Below are 5,788 nucleotides of genomic sequence, written 5' to 3'. Positions count from 1 at the left end.
TTGAAGGCCCGCGCAAACAGGTTCTTCGCCGCTGCCTTGTCGATATGTAGGCGATCGGCGGTGACCCAGCAACCGCGGCCGGGCAGATTTCTCTTGATGTCCGGAACGACGGCAGAATCCGGGCCGACGACGAAACGGATCAGTTCATCCGCTTCGGCCTGCCTGCGCGTGACGATGCAGGTGCGATCGTTCATCTCGTCCACGGGCTCTGCGATTGGTGATCACCTCACGCACCGACGGTTTCGCCGGCCGCGGCTTCTTCAGCGGCCAGTTCTTCCTCGGAAATCCAGCCGGCCTTCCTGCGGGCAGCCAGCACCATCTCTTCGGCTTCGGCGCGCGAGACGCCATGATCGGCAAGCACGCCCGGATACACCTTGGTCTCGCCGTCTTTGCGCTCCTTCCAGCCGATCAGGTCGTCGGCGGCATAGCCGGCGAAGTCCTCGATCGTCTTCACGCCGTCCTCGCCGAGCGTCACCATCATGGCCGTGGTGATGCCGGGGATCTCGCGCAGTTCGTCCTTGACGCCGAGCGCCTTGCGCTTCTCGTCGTGCTCGGCCTCGATCTTTTCGAGATATTCGCGGGCGCGCGTCTGGATTTCCGAAGCGGTATCCTCGTCGAAGCCGTCGATCGAGGAGATCTCGCCGGAATCGACATAGGCGACTTCCTCGACGCTGGTGAAGCCTTCGGAGGCAAGCACCTGGCCGACCATCTCGTCGACGTCGAGGGCTTCCATGAAGAGCGCCGAACGCTCGACGAATTCCTTCTGGCGACGCTCGCTCTCTTCCTGCTCGGTCAGGATATCGATGTCCCAGCCGGTGAGCTGCGAGGCAAGGCGCACATTCTGGCCGCGGCGGCCGATGGCCAACGACAGCTGGTCGTCAGGCACCACCACCTCGATGCGCTCGGCATCCTCGTCGAGCACCACCTTGGCGACTTCCGCCGGCTGCAGCGCGTTGACGATGAAGGAGGCGGCCGAGGGCGACCACGGAATGATGTCGATCTTCTCGCCCTGCAGCTCGCCGACCACCGCCTGGACGCGGCTGCCGCGCATGCCGACGCAGGCGCCGACCGGATCGATCGAGGAATCGCGCGAGATGACGGCGATCTTGGCGCGCGAGCCCGGATCGCGGGCCACCGACTTGATCTCGATGATGCCGTCGTAGATTTCCGGCACTTCCATGGTGAAGAGCTTGGCCATGAACTGCGGATGCGTGCGCGACAGGAATATCTGCGGGCCGCGCTGCTCGCGGCGCACGTCGTAGACATAGGCGCGGACGCGGTCGCCGTACTTGTAGTTCTCGCGCGGGATCAGCTCGTCGCGGCGGATGATCGCCTCGCCGCGGCCAAGGTCGACGATGACGTTGCCGTATTCGACGCGCTTGACGGTTCCGTTGACGATCTCGCCGATACGGTCCTTGTACTCGTCATACTGACGATCGCGCTCGGCCTCGCGCACCTTCTGGACGATGACCTGCTTGGCCGACTGGGCGGCGATGCGGCCGAAATCCATGGGCGGCAGCTGTTCGGCGATGAAATCGCCAAGCTGGGCGTCGGGGTTGCGCTCGCGCGCCGTGGAGAGGGCGATCTGCGTCGCGTAGTCCTCAACCTTCTCGACTACTTCCATCAGCCGCTGCAGTTTCATCTCGCCCGTATTGGGATTGATGTCGGCCCGGATGTTGGTTTCCTGACCGTAACGCGAACGCGCCGCCTTCTGGATCGCATCGGCCATGGCGGCGATGACGATGGACTTGTCGATCGACTTTTCACGCGCGACCGCATCGGCGATCTGCAGCAGTTCGAGCCTGTTGGCGCTTACAACCATTGTCTTTCTCCCGACTTCGCTCCGGACACGCGGCCCGAAAGCTCAATCAACCTTCCTGTTCGGTTTCGTTTCCTTCGCCGGCGGCGGCTTCTTCCGCGTCGCCCCGGCGCTTTTTTGCTTCCTTGCGGGCCCTGTTGTCCTTCGACAGGGCCTCGCGGATGAGATCGTCGGTCAGCACGAGCCGCGCCTCGGCAATGGCGTCAAAGGGCACCCGCACCATCGGCTCTTCGCCATAGGCCGCCTTGTCGCGCTCGAGCAGAATGCCGTCGGCGTCCGCCCCGGCGATCTTGCCCTTGAAGCGCTTGCGGTCGCCGATGAGGACCGACGTCTCCATCTTGACCAGATGGCCGGTCCAGGTGGCGAAATCCGATTTGCGCACCAGCGGCCGGTCGATGCCCGGCGACGACACTTCGAGATGATACGCCTTTTCGATCGGATCTTCGACATCGAGCGCCGGCGAAACCGCGCGGCTGACCTCTTCGCAATCCTCGACGGTCATGGTGCCGTCCTCGCGCTCGGCCATGATCTGCAGCGTCAGCCCGTTCTGTCCCGTCAGTTGCACCCGCACGAGGCGAAAGCCGATGACCTTGAGCACCGGCTGCACGATCATCGCAATGCGCGCATCGATGCCGCTTTCACGGATGATACGGTCGTCGGCTTCGCTTGCCGCTGCGGTCATCGGATCCCTGTCGTTTTGTCGCTCCGGCCGGCAGGTAACAAAAAAGAGCGGGACCGGGTGGACCCACTCTTCGTCATACCGACCAAGAATTTGAGGCTGATATAGACGATTGCGGCCGGTGTTTCAAGCCTGACGGTTGCGCCGGCCTCACCGCAGCGGGATCAGCATTGCTTCTGGAGCATGACGGCTATGCGCCGGCGCCCCTGTGATTGGGGCCTGCCAGCACCCATTTATGCTGCAGTGCAAAAGAAAGGTCGTGCGCGGTGGCGCGCGAAAGGTAGTCGCCATGGACCGTGGATTGTTTTTCGTGATCGGTGATTTTCTGACCACATTCGGCAGCGCCGCAGCCGCATCGCGCGCCGTCGAGGCCGGACGCAAGCCGCGCCGCAGCGACCTGAAGAAGCTCGGCATCGACCCGACCGCCTTCGACAAGATCGGCCGCTTCTGAGCGGCGGATGACTTCCAAGCGGCAAATAACGGGGGCGCTTCGCGGCCCTTTCGAGATTTTCCGGGGCTACTTCCGGATAAAGGTCAAATAGGCAGGCCGCCTTCCCTCGCGGATGGCCTTGGCCTCGTAGCGCGTGCCGGGCCAGCCCTCATAGGGGGTGAGCCAGTCGGCGGCCTCGTTCGCCTGCCAGGCGAAGTTGCCATTGGCGCGGCAGGCGAGCAGCGTCCAGTTCACATAGCTGTCGATGTCGGAGGCGAAGCGGAAGCTGCCGCCAGCCTTCAGCACCCGGGCGAACCGGTCGAGATTGGCCGGGCTGACGAAGCGCCGCTTCCAGTGCTTCTTCTTCGGCCAGGGATCGGGATAGAGCAGGTCGATGCCATCGAGCGAGGCCGGCGGCAGCCAGTCGAGCAGACGCGTGGCGTCGTCGTCATAGACCCTGAGATTGGCGAGCGGCGCCTTGCCGAGCGCCGTCATCATCTTGGCCATGCCGTTGACGAAGGGCTCGACGCCGATGAAGCCGGTCGCCGGCGCCTCCGTCGCGCGATGCAGGAGATGCTCGCCGCCGCCGAAGCCGATCTCGAGCTGAAGTGCCGAAACCTTTGCCTTGAACAGCGTCCTGAGGTCCGCCGGCGCCCCTGCCGTCAGATCGAGCCTGTAGGCGCGCAGGCCGCTTTCAAGCGCCGCGGCCTGCTGCGGGCGAATGGTCTTGCCGTGCCGGCGGCCGAAAAAAGCTTCGGTCGCGCGGCTCGGCCGGTCCTTCGGGTCCACTCGTGTCAGGCGGCGACCGCGTCCTTGAGCGCCTTGGCCAGATCGGTCTTCTCCCAGGAGAAGGAACCGTCGCGGCCGGCCTTGCGGCCGAAATGGCCATAAGACGAGGTTTTCGCGTAGATCGGCTTGTTCAGGTCGAGGTGGCGGCGGATGCCGGACGGCGACAGGTCCATCACCTTGCGCAGCGCCTCCTCGAGCCTGGCCTCGTCGACCTTGCCGGTGCCATGCAGGTCGACATAGACCGACAGCGGCTGGGCGACGCCGATGGCGTAGGACAACTGGATGGTGCAGCGGTCGGCAAGCTTGGCCGCCACGACGTTCTTGGCGAGATAGCGCGCCGCATAGGCAGCCGAACGGTCGACCTTGGTGGTGTCCTTGCCGGAGAAGGCGCCGCCGCCATGAGGCGCTGCGCCGCCATAGGTGTCGACGATGATCTTGCGACCGGTGAGGCCGGCATCGCCGTCAGGACCGCCGATGACGAACTTGCCGGTCGGATTGATGTACCAGTTGCAGTCGTCGGCGATCTTGAGATCGCCAAGCGCCTCGATGATGTAAGGCTCGACAACCTTGCGGACCTGCTTGGAATCCCAGCTCGAATCGAGATGCTGGGTGGAGAGCACGATCTGCGTCACTTCCGCCGCCTTGCCGTCGGCATAGCGCACGGTAACCTGGCTCTTGGCATCCGGGCCGAGTTTGCCGGCCTCGCCGCTGCCTTGATGGCGCGCGGCGGCCAGGAGTTCGAGGATCTTGTGGCTGTAATAGATCGGCGCCGGCATCAGGTCGGGCGTCTCGCGGCAGGCGTAGCCAAACATGATGCCCTGGTCGCCGGCCCCTTCCTCGCCCTGGCGGTCGGCGGCATTGTCGACGCCCTGGCCGATGTCCGGCGACTGGCCGTGCAGCAGCACCTCGATCTTGGCCGTCTTCCAGTGGAAGCCGGCCTGCTCGTAGCCGATCTCGCGGATCGCCTTGCGGGCGACCGACTTGAACTTGGCCGGATTGACGACCGGGTGGCCGGCGGCATCCTTCAGGATGTTGCCTGCCTTGTCCTTTTTCAGCAGCGTCTCGGGAACCCGGACCTCGCCGGCGATGATGACGCGGTTGGTGGTGGCCAGCGTCTCGCAGGCGACGCGCACCTTCCACGGGTCCATGCCCGTCTTCTTGGCTTCGCGATAGACGAGATCGACGATCTCGTCGGAGATACGGTCACAGACTTTGTCGGGATGGCCTTCGGAAACGGATTCCGAGGTGAAGAGATAATTCTGCCGCGTCACGGGTGTCCCCTCTTGAAAAAGATCGGCAGGGCTGCCGATTTTGGCGCGCCACGTGTTAGCGGTGCCGGGCGTCGCTCGTCAAGCGGCGCGACGGATCTGGCATGAATGTCGGCACAATCGGCTTGTGCCACCGGCGGCAGGGCACCGCCAGCGGCATGAGCCTGGAATCACTCGGCTTCGTCCGGCGAAAGGGACTTCACAAGATCGATTATCCGGCGCCGCACCTTGACGTCGGGAATCTTGACGAAGGCACGATTGAGCTGAAGCCCCTCCGGGCTGCCGCAGAACTCGATGGCGAAGGCCATGGAGGCGTCCTCTGCGAATCCCCGATTGCCGGCCCCGGCCTCCTGACCCGGGGCGTCCTCGAAGAAGAAGGCGACGGGAACGCTCAGGATGGAGGCAATCGCCTGCAGACGGCTGGCACCGACCCTGTTCGTCCCCTTTTCGTACTTCTGTATCTGTTGAAACGTGATGCCGAGATTTTCACCCAGTTTTTCCTGGCTCATTCCAAGCATATTGCGACGCAACCGAATACGGCTCCCGACATGGATGTCGATCGGATTCGGCTTCTTCTTGTTCTCTTCTGTCATTTTTTCCTCGCCGAATTTTTCCGGCTTTTTCTATTTTTGCCGCCCAACGAAGCCGGAGCCACCTGCCCCAACAGACCCCTCCAACCGACTTCGAGAAAATTTTAGGCGTTACAGTATGAGTTTCTAATGTGCCGACTGTCAATTCACCCGTAGCCGCTGCCTTACATTCAATGTGAAGGCCGCAAGGGCAAAGAGCAACATGATCAGCAA

The 5,788-nt window shown here is 63.4% G+C and carries 7 protein-coding genes; 1 reads left to right on the top strand and 6 read right to left on the bottom strand.

Going from position 1 to position 5,788, the window contains the following annotated elements; translation table 11 throughout:
• From EOA29_RS22655 to rimP, 3 genes are all read right to left on the bottom strand, one after another.
• A partial coding sequence (locus EOA29_RS22655; RefSeq protein WP_127221581.1) for a DUF448 domain-containing protein occupies positions 1 to 194 on the bottom strand: 194 nt, incomplete at its 3' end.
• Between the two features lie 32 nt (positions 195 to 226).
• Positions 227 to 1,822 (bottom strand): transcription termination factor NusA, encoded by a 1,596-nt coding sequence (nusA, locus tag EOA29_RS22650; protein ID WP_126090354.1) that lies wholly within the window; start codon positions 1,820 to 1,822, stop codon positions 227 to 229.
• A 46-nt stretch (positions 1,823 to 1,868) separates the two neighbouring features.
• Positions 1,869 to 2,501 (bottom strand): ribosome maturation factor RimP, encoded by a 633-nt coding sequence (gene rimP / locus EOA29_RS22645; protein WP_126090355.1) that lies wholly within the window; start codon positions 2,499 to 2,501, stop codon positions 1,869 to 1,871.
• Between the two features lie 307 nt (positions 2,502 to 2,808).
• On the opposite strand from rimP, the gene EOA29_RS41600 reads away from it, so the two are divergent.
• On the top strand, positions 2,809 to 2,949 hold the full coding sequence (locus EOA29_RS41600; RefSeq protein WP_189350767.1) for a hypothetical protein: 141 nt from the start codon (positions 2,809 to 2,811) through the stop codon (positions 2,947 to 2,949).
• A 66-nt stretch (positions 2,950 to 3,015) separates the two neighbouring features.
• On the opposite strand, the gene EOA29_RS22640 is transcribed toward EOA29_RS41600, so the two are convergent.
• The 3 genes from EOA29_RS22640 to EOA29_RS22630 form a co-directional block, all read right to left on the bottom strand.
• Positions 3,016 to 3,717 carry a tRNA (guanosine(46)-N(7))-methyltransferase TrmB gene (locus tag EOA29_RS22640; RefSeq protein WP_126090356.1) on the bottom strand — a complete coding sequence of 234 codons (702 nt, stop codon included), beginning with the start codon at positions 3,715 to 3,717 and terminating at the stop codon, positions 3,016 to 3,018.
• 5 nt (positions 3,718 to 3,722) lie between these two features.
• Positions 3,723 to 4,988: a methionine adenosyltransferase gene (gene metK / locus EOA29_RS22635; protein ID WP_126090357.1), complete on the bottom strand. Its 1,266-nt coding sequence runs from the start codon at positions 4,986 to 4,988 to the stop codon at positions 3,723 to 3,725.
• A 167-nt stretch (positions 4,989 to 5,155) separates the two neighbouring features.
• Complete coding sequence (locus tag EOA29_RS22630; RefSeq protein WP_040973463.1) at positions 5,156 to 5,578, bottom strand: helix-turn-helix transcriptional regulator; 423 nt, start codon at positions 5,576 to 5,578, stop codon at positions 5,156 to 5,158.
• Positions 5,579 to 5,788 lie beyond the last annotated feature (210 nt).

The sequence above is a fragment of the Mesorhizobium sp. M1E.F.Ca.ET.063.01.1.1 genome (assembly GCF_003998155.1).
Classification (GTDB): domain Bacteria; phylum Pseudomonadota; class Alphaproteobacteria; order Rhizobiales; family Rhizobiaceae; genus Mesorhizobium.
The sequence above is the reverse complement of the archived record's forward strand: the minus strand, read 5'-3'. Positions and strand labels throughout refer to the sequence as shown.